We start from the raw sequence: 23765 nt of genomic DNA, 5'->3' as shown, positions 1-23765 counted from the left end.
CGCGGTTCTATAGAAAATCATCGCGCCGTGGCGTGAAGGTATCGATCAGCAGTCCCTTCTCAACGGCAACGACGCCGTGCACGAGATTAGGTGCCACAATGAAGCTCGAGCCGGCATCGAGCCTCGTCGTGACGCCATCGACGGTGACGTCGAAGGCGCCCTCGGCGACGTAACTCACCTGCGTATGCGGATGTGAATGCAGCGCGCCGATCGCTCCGGGTTCAAAGCGGAAGGCGACAAGCATCGCCTCGGGGCGATGGGACAGTACGGCGCGGCGGTTGCCGGGCGCGACTTCGGTCCAGGTGATGTCATCGGGAAGGGTGTAGTGATCGGCCATTATCATCTCCTATCGGGCAAGCCAGCCGCCATCGACCGGCAGCACCGTACCATGAACATAATCGGAAGCGCGCGACGCCAGATAGACAGCCGTGCCCACCATATCCTCGGCTTTCGCCCAGCGGGCGGCGGGGATGCGCTTGAGGATATCGGCGCTGCGCTCGGCATCGGCGCGAAGCGCCTCGGTATTGTTGGTTTCGACATAACCGGGCGCGATGGCGTTCACATTGATGCCCTTCGAGGCCCATTCGTTCGCCATCAGCCTGGTGATCCCCGCAAGCCCGCTTTTCGCCGCCGTATAGGACGGGATGCGGATGCCGCCCTGGAAGGAGAGGAGCGAGGCAATGTTGATGATCTTTGCCGGCGATTGCCGCGCGACCGCGGCCTTCGCGAAGGCCTGGCAGAGGAAGAAGACCGATTTCAGGTTGGTGTCGAGCACCGCGTCCCAATCCTCCTCCGTAAACTCCAGCGCATCAGCGCGGCGGATGATGCCGGCGTTGTTGACGAGGATGTCGGGCGAGGCGCCGGCGGCAAGGGCGCGTTCGACAACCGCCTTCGCCTCCCCGGTATCGGACAGGTCCGCCTTGAGCGATACGAACCGGCGCCCCGTCGATGTGACCGCGTCCGCTGTCTCGTCCATCGCCGAACGGCCGACGCCGACAACGTCGGCGCCCGCATCAGCCAAGCCAACCGCGATGGCCTGGCCGATACCGGTATTGGCACCGGTGACGATGGCCCAGCGGCCGGTGAGATCGAAAAGGCTCATCGCAGGTCTTCCATCGGCACCTTGTCCATGTCGGTGAAGCTCATGTTATCGCCGGCCATGGCCCAGATGAAGGCGTAGCGGCCGGTTCCCGCACCCGAATGGATCGACCAGCCGGGCGACAGCACCGCGTCGTGGTTCTTCAAGACGACATGGCGCGTCTCGCGGGGTTCGCCCATGAAATGGAAGATGCGCGTCTGCTCCTGCATGCCGAAATAGAGATAGACCTCCATTCGGCGATCATGAACATGTGCCGGCATGGTGTTCCAGACCGAACCCGGCTCGAACATGGTCAGCCCCACCAGCAACTGGCAGCTGTCGCAGACATCAGGGTGGACATATTGATTGATGGTGCGGGCGTTGGATTCTTCCGCAGAACCCACAACCACCTTCCTAGCCATCTCACGGGTGATGTGCACTGTCGGGCAGGTCCGATGCGCTGGCGCGCTCAGGAGATAAAAGAGCGCAGGCGCGGCCGGATCCTTGCTGGCGAAGCTCAAGGCCCCCTCACCCATTCCGATATAGAGCGCTTCCTGGAAGCCGAGTTCGTAAGCCTTACCCCCTACGCTGACGGTACCGGCGCCGCCGATATTGACGATGGCAGCCTCGCGCCGGTCGAGAAAGCGCTCCGTGCCGGTCTCAGGGATTGCGGCGATCTCTATAGGCTTGGTGTCCGGCACCACGCCGCCGACGATCATGCGATCGAGATGGCTGTAGGTGAGATTGGCCTCGCCAGAGCGAAACAGGTTCTCGATCACGAAGCCGTCGCGCAGGCCCTGCGTGTCACGCCTTGCGGCATCCTCAGGTCCGACGACCTGGCGTACTGATACTGAAATGGTCACGGGCGATGCCCCTTCTGTCTGTTGGGTGGGATCAGGTGAGCACGACATATTCGGTCAGCTGGTTGATCGTCGTGTCCGCCTTGTCGACATCGAACACCTTGGTGCCGTGGCTCATGATCACGAAGCGGTCGCAGACCTGATAGGCGTGGTAGATGTTGTGGGTCACGAGCACGCTGGAGACGTTTTCCGCCTTGAGCTTCAGCACCTGGTTCAGGAGCGCCTCCGTCTCGCGCACCGAGAGCGCAGAGGTCGGCTCGTCGAGAAGCAGCACACGCTTCTTGAAATAGACCGCACGGGCGATGGCGACGGCCTGTTTCTGTCCGCCGGAGAGATTGCCGACCAGCGTATCGGGGCTATCGATGCCGGAGATATGGACCGCGTTCTGCAGCACCTCCATGGCGATCTCGCGCATTTCGCGCTGGCGCAGGAAGCCGAAGCGATCGGTGAGTTCGCGACCCATGAAGATGTTGCGGGTGATCGAGAGCGAATCCACCAGCGCCGTATGCTGATAGATGGTTTCGATACCGGCATCGGCGGAATCCGACCGGCAGGTGAATGCCGTCTTCTTGCCGTCGACGCTGAGATAGCCGTCCGTCGGCTTGTGGATGCCGGAGATCAGGTTGACTGTTGTCGACTTGCCGGCGCCGTTGTCGCCGAGCAGCCCCACCACTTCGCCTTCGCCGATATGGAAGCTCAGATTGCGCAGCGCGGTCAGCGCGCCGAAGCTTTTCGAGATGTTGTGCAGTTCAAGAAGATTGGGGGCCGACATCACGCAAGACCTCGCCGCTCGATAAGATGGTTGAAGATGGCGGCCAGCACGATCAGCGTCGCGATGAACATGTCGAGATAAAAGCCCGGCGCACGCAAGAGAAGCAGCACGTCGGTGATGGTGTGGATCAGGAGCACGCCGAGGAAGATGCCGATGATCGAGCCTCGCCCGCCGCGAAGCGACAGTCCCCCGATGACGCAGGCGGCGATTGCCTGGAGTTCAAGTCCGGCGCCCTGCCCCGGCTGTACGCTGCCAACGCGCGCCGTTGCAATGATGCCGGCCACTGCCGCCATGGCGCCCGCGATCGCGAAGGCCACGAGCTTGACGCGGTTTGTGTTGATGCCGATCGCTTCCGCAGCACCGCGATTGCCGCCGGTGGCAAACACATGGTTGCCGAAGCGGTGACGGTGGACGAGGTAGTGAAAGCCGACGACGAAGAGAACGATCCAGATGAAGGCGGCGTTGATGCCGAGCAGTGTGCCGGAAAACAGGCTGGTGAAGATCGGCTCGGGATCGAAGCGGACCTGGACGGCGCCGTTATAAAGGAGCACCGCGCCGCGCCAGAACAGCAGACCACCCAGGGTCACGATGAAGGACGGCAGCCCGAAGCGCAGCGTGATATGGCCGTTGAGCAAGCCGATCATGATGCCGGCCAAGACGCCGAGCGGGGCGGCGATGAAGGCGCTCATTCCGGCGCCGACGAGGCTTGCCATCAGGATGGCAGTGAAGGTGTAGACGGAGCCGATGGAAAGGTCGAATTCGCCCGCGATCATCAGCACACCGGCGCCGAGCGCCAGGCAGCCCAGCACGGGGATAGCCTTCATCAGGATCGTCAGGTTCTGCGGCGAGAGGTAGCGGAACTGATCGGGATAGAGAAGCGCGCCTGCGATGCAGACGATCTGCAGCGTCATGAAGACGAGGAAGATCGCGCCTGCCGGCATTGCCATGATCTGCCGGATCATCGGTTGTTTCTGCGTCCGCGACCGGGGCGCGGCACTTGTATCAAGAATTGGTGTCACGGTCTGGTACTCGATCGATTGGAGACGGAGAACCTGCCGGCTTGGCCGGCAGGCTCCCGCGAAACGCGGTTAGCGGAAGCTGCCGATCAGCGGCTTGACCGAGCTGATGTGCGACTTGTCGAGGAAGGCGCCCTGGCCCGTGTCGACGTCGGTCGGGGTCAGCCCGTACTTCTTAGAGAGCGCGATCTGGGCGATCGGGTAATAGCCCTGCAGGTAGGGCTGCTGGTCCATGGTCGCGAACATCGCGCCTGACTCGACCGCATTGACGATCTCGACCGCGAGGTCGAAGCCGCCGAACGGGACCTTGACGCCCGCATCCTTGATGGCGCCGGCGCCGACGGTCGAGGTGACCGAGCCCGTGCCGAACACGGCCTTGACGTTGGGGTTGGCGATCAGGAACTGCGCCATGATGTTCTGCGCCTCGGCCGGATCAAGCCCGGCGCGAACCGTCTCGACCTTGATGCCGTTTTCCTTCATCGCCTTCTCGATGCCGCCACCGCGCGCGACCGCGAAGCTCGCTTCGGGGATTTCGCGCGGGTTGAAGACGACGTCGCCGGACTTCAGGCCGAATTCCTTGATCATCCGGTTGCCGAGCTCGTAGCCGGAGGAGAATTCGTTCATCCCGACATAGGCCTGGCGGCAATTGCCCTTGGCGCCTTCGAGGTCGTCATTGTTGAAGCCGATAACGACGATGCCGGCCTTGACGGCCGCGCAAATGCTTTCGTCGAATGCATCCGACGAGGAGATGGCAACGGCAATGCCATCGACGCCAGCGGCCGTGGCGCTCTCGATCAGGTCGTTCTGGCGAACTGGATCGTTGTTGGCGTATTGCACGTCGAGATCGACGCCGAACTGTGCCGCCGCATCCTTGGCGCCCTTCACCACGGGGTTGAAGAACTGGACACTCGGATCGAGATAGATGATCATCGTTGCCTTGACGTCGGCGGCCAATGCCGTAGATGTCATCATCGTGGCGATACCCGCGGCGAGTGCTGCGGTTTTCAACCTGGTCAATTTCATTTGCGTATCCTCCCTTATGGATGTGCAATGTGGGTCGAAAGACCCAAGTCTCGGCTGGCGGGCTCCGACCAAAGATCACGCCGGCCGAGATTTTCCTCCCAGACGTCCCGCCTTCTCCCAAAAGCGGAAACGCCCTATCCTTTAATCCCCTGTCAGCCGAGCCACGGCGCCGGTCGCCCGAACGTCACGTGCACGCCCTTGAACTGGGAATATTCATCAAAGCCATAGCGGCCGAGTTCGCGGCCGAGACCGCTCTTCTTGTAGCCGCCGATCGGCAGCTCCGGCGTGCCGTCGATGACGCTGTTGATCCAGCAGCGGCCGGCGCGAATGCGGCGGATGCTTTGCATGGCGTTTTCGAGATTGGTCGACCAGACCGAGGCGGAAAGCCCGAACTCACTGGCATTGGCGAGCGCCACGGCCTCGTCCGCGGTCTTGAAGGTCAAGGTCGACAGCACCGGCCCGAAGATCTCCTCGCGGGCGATCGACATCTCGGGCTTCACGCCGGCAAACACGGTGGGGGCGTAATAGATGCCCTTCTCCTTGCCGACGCGCTCGCCGCCGAGCAGCAGTTCGGCGCCCGATGCGATGCCGGCTTCCACGTAGGAATGAACCTTGCCGACATGGGCTTCGGAGATCATCGCGCCGATCTTGGTGCGGTCGTTCAGCGGATCGCCGAAGGTCACCTTGCGCGAGATGTCGAGCAGCCGCTCCATCAGAGCGTCGCGGATGCCTTCCTGAACCAGGAGCCGGCTGCCGGATATGCAGCATTGCCCAGCATTGTGATAGACGCCATAGGCGATGCCATCGGCGGCAGCCTCGAAGTCGGCATCGGCAAAGACGATCTGCGGACCCTTGCCGCCGAGCTCCAGCCCGACACGCTTGACGCTGCGCGCGGCGATCTCGCCAAGCTTGGTGCCGACGCGCACCGAACCGGTGAAGGCAACCATGTCGACGCCGGGATCTTCGGCAAGCACCTGGCCGGCCGGATCGCCGTAGCCGGTGACGACGTTGAAGACGCCATCGGGAATGCCCGCCTCACGCGCCAGCTCCGCCATGCGGATCGAGGTACCGGAGGTGAATTCCGACGGCTTGAGGACGACGGTGCAGCCCGCGCCAATCGCCCACGGCACGCGCTCGGAGGCAATGATGAAGGGGAAGTTCCACGGCGTGATGATGCCGACGACGCCAACGGCTTCGCGCAGCACCAGACCAAGGCGATCATCGCCGATGTTGTTGTGAGCCTGGCCTTCCAGAGCGCGCGCCTGGCCTGCGGCATAGGACCAGAGGTCGGCGCAGAAGCCGATCTCGCCGCGCGCCTGGGCGATCGGCTTGCCGACTTCGAGGCTTTCGGCCAGCGCAAGCTCTTCCTGATTTTTGAGGATCAGGTCGGCCACCTTGAACATCAGGCGCGAGCGTTCCGCGCCCGACATGCGCGGCCACGGGCCGGTATCGAAGGCACGGCGGGCGGCGGCAACGGCCAAACGCACATCATCGGCCGAGGCTTCCGGCCACGTGCCGACGACGACGCCCGCGTGACCGGGGCTGACACGGTCAATCGTGCGGCCGGATGTGGCATCCACCGACTTGCCATCGACAAGCATCTGGTAGCGGGATTTAATGTTCAGCCGCGGATCACTGGAATCAGGCGCAATGAAATTGGACAGCACGTTTCCCTTAAAGCCGACACATCGTGCCGGCCCTCCCTTTTTACCCGGTTTCAGACCACCGGATTTATGTTGCGTTTGAATTGTATGGTACTGTATGGTGGTTTAAATTGGATGTCAACGCATGACGGCGACGAAAGACATGAACCTCGAATCCTTGAAGATTGAGACCGGCGAAACCGCTGCGGCCCAGGTGGAACGCGACCTGCGCGAGCAGATCATCAAGCTGGAACTGGCGCCGGGAACGCGGCTCTCCGAGCAGGAGATCGCGACCCGCATGGGTGTCTCGCGCCAGCCGGTGCGCGAGGCGCTGATCGCGCTCGGTAGATCAAAGTTGGTCGATGTGCGCCCCAACAGGGGAACCGTCGTCGTCCGGATCTCGGCACGGCAGATGATGGAGGCGCGCTTCGTGCGCGAGGCGCTGGAGACCGCCGTCGCGCGGCGCGCCAGCGAGAGCTTCGACAGTTGGACGCGCCGGCGGATCGACACGATCATCGGCAAGCAGCGGATGGCGATGGAGGCGCATGACCACAACGCGTTCCGGCGCGAGGACGAGCAGTTCCATATCGCGATTGCGGAAGGCGCCGGCTGCAGCCTTGCCTGGAGCGCCATCGCCGACATCAAAGCGCATATGGACCGCGTCTGCAATCTGCAGCTTCGCCACCCCGATTCCATGATGCGGCTGATCACCGAGCATGAGGCGATCATCACGGCGATCGATGGGCGTGATGCGGATGCCGCGGTAGCCGCCATGCGCGCGCACCTCAATGGCATCCTGTCGGACCTGCCGCAGATCGAAGCGGATCATCCCGATCTGTTCGAGTGAACGCAGAAAGGGCGTCGAAACCGACGCCCTTTTGACTTTCAGCGAAATCAGCGGCTTGCCATCACCATTTTGCAGAGGCTGACGAGGCCTGCCTCGAAGCCGCCGGAGCGTACAACGTCCTTGCAGCTAGCCTTGGCCTTGGCGCGGTCTCTGGCGGACATGTCGTTGATCATCGCCAGGCTGCGGCTGCGGTCGCCGCCGGTATCGCCATTGACATCATCGCCGGGATTGGTTGCGCCGGGGCCTCCGGGATTGCCAGGTGTTCCAGGCGTACCGGGGACACCTGGTGTACCTGGATCCGTGCCCCCCGATCCGGAACCGGGGATTGCGAGGCTGATTTCGGCTAGCGTGTTATCACCCAAACCGACGTTGGCCATGGCAGCGACACTGGGGCCGGACCCGCCAACGTTTGCACCAACACCAGCGTTCACACCATTCGTACCGTCGATACTCGCTGTGACGTCAGCGTCAACTAGACCGCCGCTTGTCGAACCGCTTCCGGTTGAGCCCCCACCGACCGCGACATTGGCGTTTATGTCGGCGAGCGTATTGTCGCCCGCCCCAACATTGGCGATAGCGCCGACAGTCGCGAGGTTCGATCCGCCAACCGTCGCACCGACATCCGCGTTGACGCCATTCACGCCGCCGATGTTGGCGTTTGTTCCGAGATCGGCGATGCTGTTTGTGCCGCTACCGCCGGAGGTGCCGCCAACACCGAGATTGGCGTTGACATCGGCAAGCGTGTTGTCACCGGCACCAACATTGACCACGGCATCCACATTCGCGATGCTGGACCCGCCGACGGTTGCGCCGACATCGGCGTTGACGCCGCTCGCTCCACCGATCGTCGCAGTCGTTCCGACACCGAGGCCGCCCGACGAATTGCTGCCGCCGACCGTGGTGGCGCTGTTGATGCCGCTGGCACCGCCGACCGTCGCATTCACGCCAACGCCACCGGTCGAATTGCCGCCGACATCGGCATTCACACCGCCCGTTCCGCCGACGGAGACATTGGCGAGGTTCGAGCCGCCGCCAACCGTGGCATTGACGCCGTTGGCGCCGCCGATCGACACGTTGAGCCCGCCGCCATTGCCGTTGATGCTGATGCCGTTCGATCCTCCGACGTCAAACGCCGCTGCCTGTGGCGGAACGAGGACGCTGGCGCAGCCGGCAGCGAGTATGGCAATCGTCGATTTCAAGTACATCATTTTTTCCTCCGTTATGTCCTGAAAGGGCATGAGCACCAGGGCCAAAGGTCCAGGTCAAAAGCGGAAGTGCGCACTTCAGATGGTTTTGAGCGTGATCGAGCGTGATCTACAACCTTCCAACAACCATGTCGGGATAAAGTTCCAAGCTGCCAGTCGGTTCCCGAGGTCGGTAGGGCGCCAATCAAGGTGGCTAACGAAACTTTAACGAACGGCCGGCCGTACGCCTTCAACCGGGTTCAACAACCCGGAAGTGGCCGCAAACGGGACATTCGTTGCGTGCCATAAGATCGGTCGGCCTGCGACCGATCTCCAATAGACTTCGCTTCTGGGTCAAGAAGCAGCGCGAACAATATCGCTGGCAGGCCGCTCTTCGACTGAAATCGCCCCACGCGCGTTCAGCGCCGTGCAGACGAAATGCGACAGCTTGTCTTGCCGGATAACCGCAGCGCTCAGACGACCGGTTCTGTATGCTGCGGTATCGAGCGCGATACGATTGTCGTAGATTTCGGGATGCAGCGAGTTTGTGATCGTATGGCCATGCACGACAATATGGTCGAACGGGTCGACGTGGTCGAGAAAGCCTGCCCGGATCCAGCGCAGGTCGTATTCGTCCTGTTCCACCAATGGAAGGCCGGGACGGATTCCGGCATGCACGAAACAGAAACTGCCGATGTGCCTATAAGTCAGCGCGTTGTCGAGCAGAACGGCATGGTGCGGGAACGCGCTCCGGATATCCGCGGCAATACCCTTGAAATCCGGCACCGGCCGCCGGGAATAGGCACTGACGGTTGCGACACCTCCCCAATCCATCCAGTTGACGGCGTCCGCGGGGGACAATTCCTCGCGGAGCAATGAGCGCAGATAGAAGTCGTGGTTGCCGAGGATGAGATGCGAACCGGGGTACTGCTCAAGTGTGGCGGCGACCAGATCAAGCACAGCGGGGCTTTGCGGGCCTCTATCGATCAGATCACCGAGGAAGATCATGATCGGCTTCGATCGGCGTTCACTGGAGACGGTGGCAATGTGGCTGAGTAGAGCCTCAAGCAGATCAGCGCGTCCATGAATGTCACCAACTGCATAGATATCGGACGGCGCATGATCAGTCATATCGGGCATTTTCTCCCGGGGCATATATCGCCCCGCTGACGTTTGACACGACACAGGTCTATGCTACCGGCCGATGCTAACGCAAGGTGCTTAGGTAGGTAGGGATCAGGCAGGATGTTGCTGAACGCTTAGGCCGCCATCCACCGTCAGGCATGTAGCATTCATGAACGGGCATTCGTCCGAAATCATGAACACCGCTGCCATGGCGATCTCCTCCGGCGTGGCGATGCGTCCATTGGGATGCAGCTTCATCGTCTCGGCCTTCGCCGCCTCCGGATCGGGAAAGCCGTTCCAGTAGTCGATGACCTTCTGGGTCGCGACATAGCCGGGCGCGAGCGCATTCACTCGGACGTTCTTCGGCGCGTATTCGAGCCCCAGCGACTTGGTCATGCCAAGCAGGGCATGCTTTGCCAGTGGATATGGGAAGGTATGCGGGATGATGGTGAAGGCGTGGGTCGAGGCGATGTTGAGGATCACGCCGCCTCCCTGATCGATCAGCCCGGGCAGAACCGCCTTGGAGCAGTTCCACGCACCCTTGAGATTGATGTCGAAGCAGCGGTTCCATTCCTCGTCGCTCGTGTCCAGCGGCTCGGAGAACACGTTGACGCCGGCATTGTTGACCAGTGCGTTGATCCGACCGATCTCGGCTTCCCCCTCGGCGACAGCCGCGACGATCGCCTTCGCATCGGTGATATCGGCCGAACGAGCGCCGACTTGGTACCCCTCGCCCTTCAGCTTCGCCGCTTCCTCCTGAAGCAACGCCTCGTCGCGATCGATCAGAAACAGGCTGGCGCCTTCGCGCGCGAAGGCATTTGCGATCGCAAGGCCGATGCCCTGCGCCGCGCCGGTAATCATTATACGTTTGTCGAGCAGACGATTGGACATGACTGATACCCTCACCACTCGGCGAAACTGCCGTCCTCGTGACGCCAGACGGGGTTGCGCCAGCGGTGGCCTTCCTTCGCACGCTCGATCACATAGGCTTCGTCCACCTCGACGCCAAGGCCAGGCCCCTGTGGGATCGATACGAAGCCATCGGCATAGTGGAACACCTCTTTGTTGGAGATATAGTCGAGAATGTCATTGCTCTTGTTGTAGTGGATGCCGAGGCTCTGCTCCTGGATGAAGGCATTGTAGCTGACCGCATCGAGCTGCAGGCAGGCGGCGAGCGCGATGGGGCCGAGCGGGCAATGCGGCGCGACGGCGACGTCATAGGCTTCTGCCATCGCCGCGATTTTGCGGCATTCGGTGATGCCGCCAGCGTGGCTCAGATCCGGCTGGATGATATCCACGTAGCCATCCGAAAGAACGGACTTGAAGTCCCAGCGCGAATAGAGACGCTCGCCCAGTGCGATCGGCGTCGAGCAATGGTTGGCGATCTCCTTCAGCGTCTCGCGGTGCTCGGACAAGACCGGCTCCTCGATGAACATCAGCTTGTAGGGCTCCAGTTCCTTGGCCAGAACCTTTGCCATCGGCTTGTGCACGCGGCCGTGGAAATCCACGCCGATGCCGACATTCGGCCCGATCGCCTCGCGGATCGTCGCGATTGTTGCGACGGCCTTGTCGATCTTCTCATTGCTGTCGACGATCTGCATTTCCTCACAGCCATTGAGCTTGATCGCCTTGAAGCCGCGCGCGACCACGTCCTTCGCATTACGGGCGACGTCGGCCGGCCGGTCGCCGCCGATCCAGCTATAGACCTTGATCTTGTCGCGCACCTGGCCGCCGAGCAGCGAGTGGATGGGCTGGCCGAGCGCCTTGCCCTTGATGTCCCACAGCGCCTGGTCGATGCCCGAGATGGCGCTCATGTGGATGGCGCCGCCGCGATAGAAGCCGCCGCGATACATGACCGTCCAGTGATCCTCGATCAGGAACGGGTCCTTGCCGATCAGGTAGTCCTCGAGTTCATGAACCGCCGCCTGGACGGTGAGCGCCCGGCCTTCGACCACGGGCTCGCCCCAGCCGACGATACCTTCATCGGTCTCGATTTTTAAAAACAGCCAGCGCGGCGGGACGATATAGGTCGTGAGCTTTGTTATCTTCATGGTCTTACTCGCGTTAGCTGAGAATGAGGTCGGCGGCTTTGCCGGCGGCGGCGAGAACCGCTGCGTTGGTGTTGCCGCTGACAATGGCAGGCATCAAGGAGGCATCGACGACGCGCAGGCCGCGCGTGCCGCGGACCCGCAATTGCGTGTCGAGCACGGCTTCCGGATCGCTGTCCGCGCCCATCTTGCAGGTTCCGACAGGGTGGTAGCCGGTCTTGACGGTGCGCTTGCAATGGGCGGAGATGGCATCGTCGCTGGTGACGTCGGGGCCGGGAAAGATTTCCTTGTCGATGAGCTCCTTCATCGGAGACGCATCGAGCACCGTGCGGGCAAAGCGGAAGCTCGCCATCGTCAGTCGCAGATCGTCGGGATGCGCGAAAATCTGCGTATCGACGATTGGGTTGGCGAAGGGGTCGCTCGACGACAGCGTGACGGAACCTCGCGCCTTGGGACGAAGCAGCAGCGAGTTGATCGTCACCCCGTCGCCCGGATCGGTGCCCATCACATCGCGATCGAGATAGACCGTCGGCACGCAGAACATCTGGATGGTCGGCCGCTCGTTGTTGCCATCAGGATCGTAGAAGGCGCAGGTTTCGACGCCGGTGGTGGACACCGGGCCCGACTTGAACATGAGATATTGCAACCCGGCCTTGATCATCGGCCAGCCGCGATCCTGCCCGTAATAGCCGAACGATCCCTTCGTGGTCGCGACGACAGGGCACTCGTAATGATCTTGCAGATTTCTGCCGACGCCTGACAACGCGACGGTCGTCTTCAGACCATGGCGCTTCAGCTCGTCTTCGGGGCCGATGCCCGAGAGCATCATCAGCTTCGGCGTCTGGTAGGCGCCGGCCGCCAGGATGACCTCGTTTCCGGCTTCTGCGTGCTTCGGCGTGCCGTTCTGCATGTAGCGCACGCCGGTGACACGGTCGCCGTCCATATCAAGCGAGGTGACGGTGGCGCCCGTTTCGATGGTCAGTAGCGGATCGTTCATTACAGGTGCCAAAAAGGCGTCCACGGCGCTCGAACGCTTGCGCGTCTTCCAGTCGATCGTGTGCTGCATGAAGCCGACGCCGAACTGCCGGGCGCTGTTGAAATCCGGGTTGTAGGGAATGCCCATGCCCTGGAGCGTCTTCACATAGGTCCGCGTCATCGGGCTGGTATGCCCGAGATGGGAGATCTTCAGCGGGCCGCCGACGCCGTGAAACTCGCCAGCGAGATGGTCGTTGTCTTCCTGTGCCTTGAAGTACGGCAATAGGTCCCGGTACGACCAGGCATCGTCGTTCGATCCCTCAGGCGTGGAAAGCTCGTTCCACAGATCGAAATCGGCCGCTTGGCCGCGCATGTAGACCATGGCGTTGACCGTACTGCCGCCGCCCAGAACCTTGCCCTGCGGCACGATCGGTCCGCGCCCGTCGAGCTGCGGCTGCGGCTTTGTCTGGTGCATGGCGAGATAAGTATCCTTTGCGAGGAACTTCATGTAGCCGGCCGGAAAATGCATGATCGGGTTCGCCTTCGCCGGCCCCCGCTCAAGCATCAGAACCTTCGCCTTCCCCTCTCGCACCAACTTGGCCGCGACCACGCAGGCGGAGCTTCCGCCGCCAATAATGATGTAGTCGTAACGGTCTTTCGCGGACATTCACCAACTCCGGTCTTGATAGTCTCAAATCGCCTCGGGGCGCAGACGAACGCTGCCCGAGAGGCTTTCATGCGGCGCCAGCACCTTCAGATCACCAAGATCGGCGAGGTGATGGCCATCCGCCAGGTGCGTCATCGGCTCGAAGCAGAAATAATCACGCTTGAAGCTCGGATCGAAGCCGGTGTCGGACACGAAGACGAAGGCGTGCTTGAAGACGGGGTCGACCTCAAGCGACAAGGCGGTCCGCCGCTCGGGCCAGGCGATTTTCGCCTTGCCGTCCCAGCCTTCGAAGCCATTGTTGACCCAGCGATGCGGCAGCTCAGCCGGCGCGCTAAAGTCGAGATCAGCAGGGATATCCGTCCGCTCGCCCGGCAGCCAGCCCTCGACCTCGGTCCAGAATTTCTGCGACCGCGCCTGAAGCGTCGTTTTCGGCGTCATCGGGAAATAAGGATGCCAGCCGAGACCGAAGGGCATGGCCTCTTCGCCGCGATTGTCGACCGTCAGCGTCATCGTCAGGCCGGACGGGTCGAGCGCGAAGCGCTGGCTTGCGCGGTAGACGTAAGGTGTCGCACCGCCGCGATGGGCGAAGCTCATCTCGACCATATCATCGGTCTGCCGATCGATCGTCCAATCGGCCTGCCAGCCTTCGCCGTGGAGATAATGCCTGTCCCATTCGGTGTTCGGCTCGAACCGATAGTCCGCCCCTTCGAAGACGAAGCGGTTGTCGCGGACGCGGTTGCCGAAGGGAACGAGCGGATAGCAGGCGGACGAGAGTGCGTCCGCCTCCATCGATGGCGCCGGGCGCAGGAGCGGTACGCTTTCGCCCTGCGTCTCCTTCCAGAAGCCCAGGACCAGGCCTCCGTTGGACGAGACGCGAAGCGAAAGCGATCCGGATTTCAGATCGAGTACGGTCATCGCATCAGCCCTTGTTGCGCGACATGCTACGCTTGATCGCCTGGATATTGGCGAGCACGGCGATGACGATGATGAGACCGCGCACGACCTGCTGGAAGAACGGATTGATGCCGAGCAGGACAAGACCGTTGCCGATGAGCGTGATGACGAGAACGCCGAGCAGCGTGCCGAGCATGGAGCCCCGCCCGCCGGAGAGCGACGTGCCGCCGACGACCACGGCCGCGATAACGTCGAACTCAAGCCCGTTCGCCGCAGTGGCGTTACCCGAGCCCAAGCGGGAGACAAGAAGAATGCCCGAGATGGCGGCCATGGCGCCGGCGATCGCAAACAGCGCCACGCGGATCTTCGAGACGCTGATGCCGCTCAAGAACGCTGCATGCGCATTGCCTCCGATAGCGAAGACGGAGCGCCCGAAAGCGGTCTTGCGACTGACGAAGGCGAAGATCGCGAAGAAGACCAGCATGATGATTGCGGCCGGCGGAATGCCGAGCACGGAACGGTCGAGCGCGTCGAGCGTGTCGTTGCGGCCGATCGAGACAGGAAGCGCGTCGGTGACGAACAGCGCGGTTCCGCGAAGCGCGCTCCAGAGACCAAGCGTCGCGACGAAGGAGGGAACGTCGAAATAGGCGCGAAGGGCACCCGCGATCGAGCCGAGCAGTGCGCCGATGACGATCGACAGCGCGAAAGCCACCGGCGTCGGCACGCCCCATTGCAGCAAGAACGCCAGAACCACCGAAATGAACGCCACCATCGGCCCGACGCTGACGTCGATCTCGCCGGCGATGATGATCAAGGTCGCCGCCCAGGCCGCGATGCCGATCGTCGCGGCGTCGCGCAGGATGTTGATCTGGTTGTTGAAGGACAAGAAGCCGTTGGCCGTCGATGTGAAGACCACATAAAGAACGACGATGGCGACGAAGAGGCTCAGCTCGTTCATGTGCTGGGAAAAGCTGAAGCCCGACTTCTTGCTTGATGATGCTGACGTTGCAGCCTGGTCGAGTGACATCGCGTCTCTCCTCAATGTCCGGCGATGCAGGCAGCCATCAAGGCGTCCTGATCGATGTTTGGTGATTTGAATTCTTCGCAGAGCGTTCCGTCGCGCAAGACCAGCACGCGGTCGCAGACGAGCGGCAATTCCTCGATCTCACTGGAGACGAAGATGACGCTGCGCCCTTCGGCCGCAAGCTGGCGGATGATCGCATAGATCTGCGCCTTGGCTTCCACATCGACGCCCCGGGTCGGTTCATCGAGCAGCAAAACGCGGCTGTCGGCATAGACCCAGCGGCCGATAACGACCTTCTGCTGGTTCCCGCCCGACAGCGTGCCGATCGGCGTATCGGTGCGCGCAGTCTTGACGTGCAGCCGTTCGATGACCTTGCGCGTCGCCTCAGCCATCATCCTTGCCGAGAGAACGCCGCTTTTGCTGACGCCGGAAAAGTTTGTCGCAAGCGTGTTTTCGTCGACGCCGAGAAGCGGGACGATGCCTTCTTCCTTGCGGCTTTCCGGTGTGTAGCCGAAACCGCGCGACAGCATGCGCTTGTAGTGGCCGGGCCGGACTGACGTGCCGTCGACAAGCACATCGCCCTGATCCTGGCGCCGCACACCCATGAGTGCCTGCAGCAGTTCCGTCCGGCCTGCGCCCAGCAACCCGGCGATGCCAAGAACCTCGCCCGCCTTCAGGTGAAACGAGACCGAGCTCAGCTTCGGTGCCAGCACGAGGTTGCGGACCTCAAGCACGGTCTTTTCCTGGCTTCTGTCTTCCAGCGCCGCCGCCTGCGATCCTTCCGAACCCAGCATGAGCCGGACGATCTCGCGCGTGTCAGCGCCCTTCACGTCGACGGTGTCGATGATGCGCCCGTCACGCATGACGGTGGCCGAATGCGCGATCTGGCGGATCTCGTTCATGCGGTGGCTGACATAGATGACGGCGATGCCCTCGGACGCGATGCGCGTGACCGCCGCCATGACCTTCTCGGCCTCGGCCGCAGCAAGCGAACTCGTCGGCTCGTCGAGAATGACGAGCTTCGGCTTTCCTAGGAGAACGCGCGCGATCTCGAGCAGCTGACGTTCGGCGGGGCTCAGGCTTGCCACCAGCGTGTTAGGCGCGCGGTCGAGACCGAGCCGGCCCATCGCTTCGGACGCCTCCGCCTCCATCCGCGAATACTGAATAACGCCGCTCTTTCGCGGCCAGCGTCCAAGAAACAGGTTTTCGGCGAGCGTCATGCCCGGAACAAGGCTGAGTTCCTGGTAGACGACGCGAACGCCCTTATCGAAGGCGTCCTGCGCACGGCCGGAGCCAGAGTGGCGCAGTTCCTCGCCATCGACCTCGACGGTGCCGCTATCTGGAATTTCCGCGCCGGTCAGCATGCGGATCAGCGTCGACTTGCCCGCGCCGTTCTTGCCGAGCAGCGCCCTCACCTCACCGCCGGCCACCTGGAATGTCGCGTTGTCGAGCGCGAGCACGCCGGGATAGCGGCGCGTGCACCCCTTGATGGATGCGATCGGACGATGAGCGAACTCGGGCGAACGTGATGTCTGTGTCATGAAACTTTCCACCGATGAAAGATGCCGCCAGTCGCCTGGCGGCCTCGATTGTCGCGAAACTCAGGCCCTGGGCCTCACGGAATACCGTCGGCATGGGCCTTCAGCCAGGCCTTGCCGTCTTCGGAAGACTTGTAAACGTCGATGTCGTAGGGAACCTTGATGTCGGCAGGCGCCTGGCCATCGACGGACTTGATTGCCTGAGCGAGCGCCAGCTTGCCGAGGCCCTGGCCCGAGATGTCGACAACAGCCTTGATGACCGTGAAGTCGGAGAGTTCCTGGGCGATCTCGGTCGTCATGTCACCGCCGAAAACCGCGACTTGGCCGGCCTTGCCCTGGCTCTTGACGGCACGCGCCGCACCAAGTGTCGCACCGCCGGCTTCGCCGAAGAATGCATCGATATCAGGGTTCGACGACAGCATGGTGCTGGCGACGGAGACAGCCTTGTCGAGTATCGCGCCCTCCTGGTTGGCCACGATCTGCGCGCCCGGCACCTTGGCCTTCAGCGCTTCCTCGAAGCCCTTGCGGCGCGTCACGCAGACCTCGACGAATTCGCAGTTCAGAACGGCGATCTTCGGTGCGTCTTTCTTCTCGGCGATAAAATAGTCAGCGGCGGCTTCGCCGAGCTTGTGGCCGAAATCATAGGGATCACCGACGGCGTAGGCGGAGATGTACTCCTTCATGTCGGCGTCGTTCAGGCAGGTGTTGTAGCAGACGACAGGGATGCCCGCGTCATGCGCGCGGCGGATGGCGCGCGAGGAACCATCGGCGGAAACCGGGGAAACGATGATCGCCTGAACGCCGGAAGAGATGAGAGAATCGATGAAGGACGATTCCTTGCTGGCGTCGCCCTGCGCATTGGTTTCGATGACATCAAGCTTGCGGCCGGCTTCGTTGGCACCGGTCTGGATGCCCTTGCGGACGCCGGCGTAGAAGCCTTGGGCATCCATATAGATCGCGCCGACTTTCAGGTCTTTGTCCTGTGCGAAAGCGGGCGAGAGCCCGGCTGCCGCGAATGTTCCAAGTGCCAGCATGGTGGCGCGCGTAATGAGCTTCATCGCTCCCTCCCTTGAGATCTGATGGTGTCAGGAACGCGGACCCGCCCGGCTCCTCCAGCCACGCCAACCATATTCCTGGTCTTACTAATGTCAATATAAATAGGATTTATTTTTTATAAGATGTGTTTTTATACAGCTATCCTGTGCTAAAGATTTCTCAGCGGGGGACAGTTGCGCCTATAAATCGTATTTTTCGACACTCACGCTTGACTGGTCTTTGGCTGGCAGCAAGCTGAGACCGATGGAATCGGAGACAAATCTGTGGCGATACCGCAAACGGACAGGAAGTTGACAGAAGGTGGCGTCGAGATTGCCTCCCGTGGAAAAAGGACCGTTCGCGAGTCCCTGCTGTCGCGTCTCGTGCACATGATCGTGTCCGGCGAATTCGCCGAGGGTTCGACGCTGCCCAATGAGGCGGAACTGACCGAACAATTCGCCGTCAGCCGCACGAGCCTGCGCGAATCCATGCAGTATCTCGGCGCGCTCGGCATGGTGCGCTCGCGCACCCGCGCCGGGACGATCGTGTTGCACCGAGAGAACTGGAACTATCTCGACCCGCTGGTGCTCGACGTGATGCTTGAAATCGGCGGCGACGAGGCGTTCTACACCTCGCTGATCGATGCCCGGCAACTGCTCGAACCCGCCGCCGCCGCCCATGCGGCGACGAAAGCCACCGCCAAGCAACTCGCCCGGATCGCCCAGGCCTTCGAGGATATGGTCGATGCGAACGCCCGCGACAACGAGGAATGGAGCCGCGCCGACCTCGAGTTCCATACGGCGATCATCAATGCCAGCGGCAACTGGGTCTACCGCCAATTCGCCAGCGCGATCCGCGCAGCATTGCTGGCCAGTTTCCGGCTGACCAACCGCGCGAGCCAATCGCACGAGCAGGCGATCCAGAAGCACCAGGACGTGCTCGAGGCAATCCGCATGCGCAATCCAGACAATGCCCGCCGGGCGATGGAAACGCTGATCGGCGTCGCGCGCGCCGAGATTACAGAGGCCCTGAAGCGCCCGTCCTGAACAGGATAGGCTGGCAGCGATCAGGACAGGGCGAAAATCTTGACCTCACGACCGATGCCTTGAAGCGCGGCCATGCGCGACACGGAATGAACGCTCAGCTCCCTGAGCATCTCCGACACACGGCTGTCGTGCACCACGGCCTCCGTGGTCATGATGACGTTCGGGTCGGCGAGACCTTGGACACGTGAGGCGATGTTGACCGTCTGGCCGAAATAATCCTGGCGATCGTTCAGATTAACCGCGAGGCACGAACCCTCGTGGATGCCGATCTTCAGGAGAAGATCGTCTGCGCCGTGCTCGGCGTTCAGGCGCAGCATGGCCTCGCGCATCCGCAAGGCAGCTGCCACGGCGCGATCGGGTGTCGGGAAGCTTGCCATCACGGCGTCCCCTATCGTCTTAACCACTGCGCCTGTCTCGGAGGCGACGATCTCGTTGAGAACGCGGAAATGCGACCGGACGAGATCGAATGCGGCGATGTCGCCCACGCGCTCGTAGAGTGCTGTCGATCCCCTGAGGTCGGTGAACAGGAAAGTCAGGCTGGTTATTTTCAGACGCTGATCGACGTCGAGCGTGTCGGTCCGGTATATGTCGCGAAAACTCTGGTTGGTCAGCAGGCGCTTGGCTGTCAGGAACGGTCGCCGACGTCCCAGGAGATCATGCAGTTCGTCGCCGGCGACACAGACATTCGGCACCACTCTGCGGTCGGTGTGGTTCTCAAGCGCCAGCCGGAGCAGGCCGGGACGCAGCGTGATCGTCTCGTTGAGCGCATGGCTCTGGGTGATGACCATCGACAGCGACTGACGCTCGCTGGTGGGCTCGCCCTGGACATCGATAAATTGCGCCGAGTGCGTGACAGCGTCGAAAATGATGACGAACTGAGCGGGCAACTGAAGCGAGACGAAGGCCTTTTCGCCGGGAGACAGGTCGATCATCTCCATTTGTATAGGCGCGAACTTTTCTTCGAGATCATCAGGCAGATCGACGCCGGAGCTGAAGAACATCTGCCGATAATATTCGAGCGGCGGCAGGAGATCGGGATCGTGCGCAGCGATGCGACGCACCCGCGGGTTCACGGTGAATGTCACCTCCACCATCTCGTCGAGCGTCGGCTCATAACCGGCGGCACATAGTCCACAGTGATAGACATCGTGGACGACACCCTTGAGGCTTGCCCCGGTATCGAGCACCCCGCCGCAGCCAGGACAGAGCACGTTCCATGTCATGTCGAAGATGCCGAGACGCGCCGCATGCAGAAATGCGGCGATCGTGCGCTCCTCGCTAAGCTGGTGTCTACAAGCAAAGGCGAGCACGTTGATACGATTTAGGTCGCGATCAGCGTCACGCGCGACGGCCGCCTCGATGCACGCGACAGCCTCTGAGTCAGCCGCCTGTCGCAGGGCGGCGAACAAGGTCTCGACATCGCTCATGTGACTATTCCATATGGACAATCGACAGCGGACATCGCCAATGGAGTCATCATATCACGCCGATGCAGGGAATACATCGAGTATCGCTAATGTGAGTGAAGCTACGGGCTCAGCCGCTCCTGCTCGAGCTGACTGATCCGCAACCACGCGAGCGACCCAGCTTAGCGCCGCCCGCCGCCGACCAACCGCAGCTCAGTAGCCGGCTCGTACCTGTTATCGGCAGTGACCTTGAATACCGAGACGAGTTCGCGCAGGCGGTTGGCTTCTCCTGCAAGCACAGCGGAGGCGGCATTGCTCTCCTCCACCATGGCGGCGTTCTGCTGGGTGTCCTGATCCATGCCGTTCATGGCCGTGTTGATCTCGACCAAACCGATGCTCTGTTCGCGCGAGGACAAGGCGATCGCCTCCATATGCTGGTTGATGGCGACAACGTGCCTGCCGATGCCATGAAGGGCCTCGCCCGTATCCCTGACGGCGCGCACGCCTTCTTCCACTTCCAGCGTCGAACCGTCGATCAGAGCCTTGATTTCCTTGGCCGCATTAGCAGATCGCTGCGCCAGTTCGCGAACCTCGTGTGCCACGACAGCGAACCCACGTCCGGCCTCGCCGGCACGGGCCGCCTCGACGCCGGCGTTGAGCGCAAGCAGGTTGGTCTGGAAAGCGATCTGATCAATCGTTGCGATGATGCTTGCAATCCGCTTCGACGACCCTTCGATCCGCTCCATCACGGAGACCGCCTCATCGACAAGGACGGCCCCCTTCGACGCGCTGTCATTGGCTTCACGCGCAACCTGCTGGGCATCCTCGACACGCTTCGTCGCATTCGAGACATTGGCCGTTATCTCGTCGAGTGCTGCGGCAGTTTGCTCAAGCGATGCTGCCTGGCGTTCCGTTCGCTGCGCCAACTGGCTTGCGCCGCTGCTGATTTCCTGGGTGCCGTTGTCGATGGAATGGCTGGACAGCATGATCTCGCCCATCACCTCGGCCAGCTGTCTCAACGTCGCATTCAGGTCGCCACGCAGGCTCTCAAAGTCCGGTGCGAAGGGTTCCACAAGCTGGAAGGAGAGATCGCCAGCCGCCAGTCGCTTGAGACCGGCGCCAAGGTCGCCGGTTGCCTGCAGCAGTCGTTCGCGTGCCAGCGTTTCGGCCCGTTCCTGCATTTGAGCGCGGTTCGCCTCTGCATCCCTGCGGGCGGCGACAGCCTCAGCCTCAAGCGCGGCGGCAGTAATCGCCTGCTGCCGGAACACTTCGAGTGCCTTCGCCATGGCACCCACCTCGTCGCGCCTTGCGGCACCGGGCGCAGTCTGCTGCGTGTCTCCATCGGCCAGCCGGCGCATCGCCGCCGTGATCATCAGGATCGGCCCGCTGATCGAGCGGCCGATCAGCCATACGCTGAGCAGGATTAGACCGATCGCAGCGGCGATCAACGCAATCACGATCGTGATATTGCGCTGACCGACGCGATCATTCTCAGCAAGCGTCGCGGTCTCTGCCGCGGCGTAGTTTTCGATAATGTCGGAAAGCACCGGCTGCACCGCTGAATAGGCGGCACTGACCGCCTCCCGCGCGGAGGCCTCCTCAAGTGTCGCCTTGCCGTAGAGCCGGAACGCGTTCTGGTAGACCGAGAGCGCTTCGGTGGCGCGCATGCGCTGTGCGCCGGGCCGGAAGGCCTTCTTCATCAGTTCGGTAAACGTCGCGACTTCAGCGGTGTGCTTGGCAAGGTAATCCGGATTTCGGCGCAGAATGAAATCCTTCTCGTGTCGCCGCATCATCAACATGCTTGCCTTCAGCTCGGCATCCGCCACGCCTTCGAGTTGGCCTTCGATCGAGTGCACAGCCTCGCGCATGGCGCCTTCGAGGCCCTGGGACTGATCAAGTCCCAATTCCTTGTCCTTTGCCACGAGCGCCGAAAACGTACCGGCATAGGCGCGCAGCGCGCCACTCAAAGCCTCAAGCTTCGCAGCCTGTTGGGGCTGCGCATCACCCTTCAGGCGATCAATCACCGAGTTAGCCCTTTGGAGGGCTTTGTCGAAATCTTCGATTGTGCCGAGCTGCCGCGTGAGAAGGAATTCCTTTTCCCACAGCAGGGTATCGCGAATATCGTCCCGCGCGGTTGCGATATCACGTTGCTGTCTTGCCAAACCGTCGGCGGTCTGGCGATAGCGGGCCTCGACTTGTCGCTGACCGATGAAGATGGCGGAAATCGCGACAATCCCGATCAGTGCGACCAAAGCAAGCAGCATCACGCGATGGGCAATTTTCAAGTTTGAAAGAAAGGTCACGACACACCCCCGGCAATTTTGTCCGGCGCTTACATCACCTATGACGTTAAGCATTCACAAACCGGGGATGAAAGTTTCGTGATTTTGCAAAGAAAGTAACCCTGGCGCGCGCAGCCTTTTAGCAACTCAACTTTGGCTGCTCAGATAAGCCAAATGGCGTTTCACAAGCCGCGCCGGATAGGGCCTGGGTCAGACTTTCGATCGAATGGGAAGCAATCCCCAGTCGATCAAACGCCCTTATCCCTGACCATCAGACGATCCAAATGGTGGCTGCCTCGACCTCACTTCACGGCACTTGCCGCATAGATCTGATTGATGGCCTCCTGCATATTGCGATCGAATTCAGCATCGCTCATCGTGACACGCAAATCCTCCGCCAGCGCTCTTGAGAAACTTGCGATCATGCCGCGGTTCTGGCTCAACTTTTCGCAAGCCTCTGCCCGGCTGTAGCCACCCGACAAGGCGACGACGCGGATGACCGACTTGTGGTCGACAAGCGGCTTGTAGAAGTCGTCGACGCTCGGCAGCGTAAGCTTGAGCATGACCTTCTGATCCGCCGGCAAAGCGTCGAGTTCGCGCAGGATTTCTTCGCGCAGGATCACCTCCGCCTCGCGCTTGGTCGGGCTCTTGATCGAGACCTCAGGCTCGATGATCGGAACGAGGCCGTGGCCAATGATGCGCTGCCCCACGGTGAACTGCTGGTGCACGACGGCGGCGATACCGGCCCGGTTGGCGTGGGTTATCACGGAGCGCATCTTGGTGCCGAAGATGCCCTTCTTGACGGCCCGCTCCAGCAAGCCGTCGAGCTCCGGCATCGGCTTCATGACCTGAACGCCATTGACTTCGGCTGCCAGTCCCTTGTCGACCTTGAGAAACGGAACGACACCACGGTCTTCCCAGAGAAACGCGGGAACCGGCTTGCCCTCGGCGTCTCCGTCCATGGTTCTTTCGAAAAGAATGGTGCCGATCACCTTGTCGCCTGAGAATGCCGGCGCGGTCATGATGCGCACGCGCATCTCATGCACCAGGCGAAACATCTCATCTTCATTGCCGTAGTCCGTATCCGCAATGCCGTAGAGGCGCAAAGCGCCCGGCGTCGATCCGCCGCTCTGATCGAGAGCAGCGATAAAACCCGCCTTTTCAGCCATCTGGGACATCATTCTTGCATCTGGCATTATTTCCTCCCTGCTGCATTTCGCACGTCTCGGAAGACGACCTCCGACCAGGCTGAGCAACCCGGTGCAAAAGCAACGTCTCATATTCCTAAGCAAACGGCCACCT

The 23765-nt window shown here is 61.8% G+C and carries 21 protein-coding genes; 2 read left to right on the top strand and 19 right to left on the bottom strand.

The window, feature by feature from the left end; all coding sequences use genetic code 11:
• Nucleotides 1-7: 7 nt before the first annotated feature.
• From J5286_RS24310 to J5286_RS24280, 7 genes are all read right to left on the bottom strand, one after another.
• A complete protein-coding gene (locus J5286_RS24310) occupies nt 8-343 on the bottom strand; it encodes a cupin domain-containing protein (protein ID WP_449090035.1) in 336 nt (111 codons plus the stop codon).
• Nucleotides 344-346: 3 nt separating this feature from the next.
• A complete protein-coding gene (gene kduD / locus J5286_RS24305) occupies nt 347-1102 on the bottom strand; it encodes a 2-dehydro-3-deoxy-D-gluconate 5-dehydrogenase KduD (RefSeq protein ID WP_209192357.1) in 756 nt (251 codons plus the stop codon).
• Nucleotides 1099-1941, bottom strand: a complete 843-nt coding sequence (kduI, locus tag J5286_RS24300; protein WP_209192356.1) for a 5-dehydro-4-deoxy-D-glucuronate isomerase — start codon at nt 1939-1941, stop codon at nt 1099-1101. Before kduI ends, kduD begins: the two co-directional genes overlap by 4 nt.
• A gap of 31 nt (nt 1942-1972) precedes the next feature.
• Nucleotides 1973-2710, bottom strand: a complete 738-nt coding sequence (locus J5286_RS24295; RefSeq protein ID WP_016554332.1) for an ATP-binding cassette domain-containing protein — start codon at nt 2708-2710, stop codon at nt 1973-1975.
• Entirely contained in the window at nt 2710-3729 is a 1020-nt protein-coding gene (locus J5286_RS24290) for an ABC transporter permease (RefSeq protein WP_209192355.1), read from the bottom strand. The genes J5286_RS24295 and J5286_RS24290 overlap by 1 nt, the downstream gene beginning before the upstream one ends.
• A 69-nt stretch (nt 3730-3798) precedes the next feature.
• On the bottom strand, nt 3799-4749 hold the full coding sequence (locus J5286_RS24285) for a sugar ABC transporter substrate-binding protein (protein WP_209192354.1): 951 nt from the start codon (nt 4747-4749) through the stop codon (nt 3799-3801).
• Between the two features lie 152 nt (nt 4750-4901).
• A complete protein-coding gene (locus J5286_RS24280) occupies nt 4902-6416 on the bottom strand; it encodes an aldehyde dehydrogenase family protein (protein ID WP_209192352.1) in 1515 nt (504 codons plus the stop codon).
• Between the two features lie 121 nt (nt 6417-6537).
• Here J5286_RS24280 and J5286_RS24275 point away from each other — a divergent pair, with 121 nt between their 5' ends.
• Nucleotides 6538-7239 carry a GntR family transcriptional regulator gene (locus J5286_RS24275; protein WP_018901644.1) on the top strand — a complete coding sequence of 234 codons (702 nt, stop codon included), beginning with the start codon at nt 6538-6540 and terminating at the stop codon, nt 7237-7239.
• Between the two features lie 47 nt (nt 7240-7286).
• On the opposite strand, the gene J5286_RS31370 is transcribed toward J5286_RS24275, so the two are convergent.
• From J5286_RS31370 to J5286_RS24230, 9 genes are all read right to left on the bottom strand, one after another.
• Nucleotides 7287-8447 (bottom strand): hypothetical protein, encoded by a 1161-nt coding sequence (locus J5286_RS31370; RefSeq protein WP_245206518.1) that lies wholly within the window; start codon nt 8445-8447, stop codon nt 7287-7289.
• 330 nt (nt 8448-8777) lie between these two features.
• The gene (locus J5286_RS24265; protein ID WP_209192351.1) at nt 8778-9554 is read right to left on the bottom strand and encodes a metallophosphoesterase; all 777 of its coding nucleotides are present in this window, start codon (nt 9552-9554) and stop codon (nt 8778-8780) included.
• Between the two features lie 105 nt (nt 9555-9659).
• Nucleotides 9660-10439, bottom strand: coding sequence for an SDR family oxidoreductase (locus J5286_RS24260; protein WP_209192350.1), 780 nt, complete (start codon nt 10437-10439; stop codon nt 9660-9662).
• 11 nt (nt 10440-10450) lie between these two features.
• On the bottom strand, nt 10451-11599 hold the full coding sequence (gene dgoD / locus J5286_RS24255; RefSeq protein WP_209192348.1) for a galactonate dehydratase: 1149 nt from the start codon (nt 11597-11599) through the stop codon (nt 10451-10453).
• Nucleotides 11600-11612: 13 nt separating this feature from the next.
• Entirely contained in the window at nt 11613-13238 is a 1626-nt protein-coding gene (locus J5286_RS24250; protein ID WP_209192347.1) for a GMC family oxidoreductase, read from the bottom strand.
• A gap of 24 nt (nt 13239-13262) precedes the next feature.
• Nucleotides 13263-14153 (bottom strand): aldose 1-epimerase, encoded by an 891-nt coding sequence (locus J5286_RS24245; protein WP_209192345.1) that lies wholly within the window; start codon nt 14151-14153, stop codon nt 13263-13265.
• A 4-nt stretch (nt 14154-14157) separates the two neighbouring features.
• On the bottom strand, nt 14158-15159 hold the full coding sequence (locus tag J5286_RS24240; protein WP_112536412.1) for an ABC transporter permease: 1002 nt from the start codon (nt 15157-15159) through the stop codon (nt 14158-14160).
• A gap of 11 nt (nt 15160-15170) precedes the next feature.
• Nucleotides 15171-16697, bottom strand: a complete 1527-nt coding sequence (locus J5286_RS24235) for a sugar ABC transporter ATP-binding protein (protein ID WP_209192344.1) — start codon at nt 16695-16697, stop codon at nt 15171-15173.
• A gap of 74 nt (nt 16698-16771) precedes the next feature.
• Nucleotides 16772-17752: a substrate-binding domain-containing protein gene (locus tag J5286_RS24230; protein ID WP_209192342.1), complete on the bottom strand. Its 981-nt coding sequence runs from the start codon at nt 17750-17752 to the stop codon at nt 16772-16774.
• A gap of 288 nt (nt 17753-18040) precedes the next feature.
• Here J5286_RS24230 and J5286_RS24225 point away from each other — a divergent pair, with 288 nt between their 5' ends.
• A complete protein-coding gene (locus J5286_RS24225) occupies nt 18041-18775 on the top strand; it encodes a FadR/GntR family transcriptional regulator (RefSeq protein ID WP_245206517.1) in 735 nt (244 codons plus the stop codon).
• Between the two features lie 20 nt (nt 18776-18795).
• Here J5286_RS24225 and J5286_RS24220 read toward each other — a convergent pair whose 3' ends face one another.
• From J5286_RS24220 to J5286_RS24210, 3 genes are all read right to left on the bottom strand, one after another.
• Nucleotides 18796-20202: an adenylate/guanylate cyclase domain-containing protein gene (locus J5286_RS24220; protein ID WP_209192339.1), complete on the bottom strand. Its 1407-nt coding sequence runs from the start codon at nt 20200-20202 to the stop codon at nt 18796-18798.
• Between the two features lie 161 nt (nt 20203-20363).
• Complete coding sequence (locus J5286_RS24215; protein ID WP_209192967.1) at nt 20364-22445, bottom strand: methyl-accepting chemotaxis protein; 2082 nt, start codon at nt 22443-22445, stop codon at nt 20364-20366.
• Nucleotides 22446-22765: 320 nt separating this feature from the next.
• Nucleotides 22766-23659 (bottom strand): fructose bisphosphate aldolase, encoded by an 894-nt coding sequence (locus J5286_RS24210; RefSeq protein WP_209192338.1) that lies wholly within the window; start codon nt 23657-23659, stop codon nt 22766-22768.
• Nucleotides 23660-23765: the final 106 nt, after the last annotated feature.

It is taken from the genome of Rhizobium sp. 16-488-2b, from assembly GCF_017741815.1.
GTDB lineage: Bacteria > Pseudomonadota > Alphaproteobacteria > Rhizobiales > Rhizobiaceae > Rhizobium.
The sequence above is the reverse complement of the archived record's forward strand: the minus strand, read 5'-3'. Positions and strand labels throughout refer to the sequence as shown.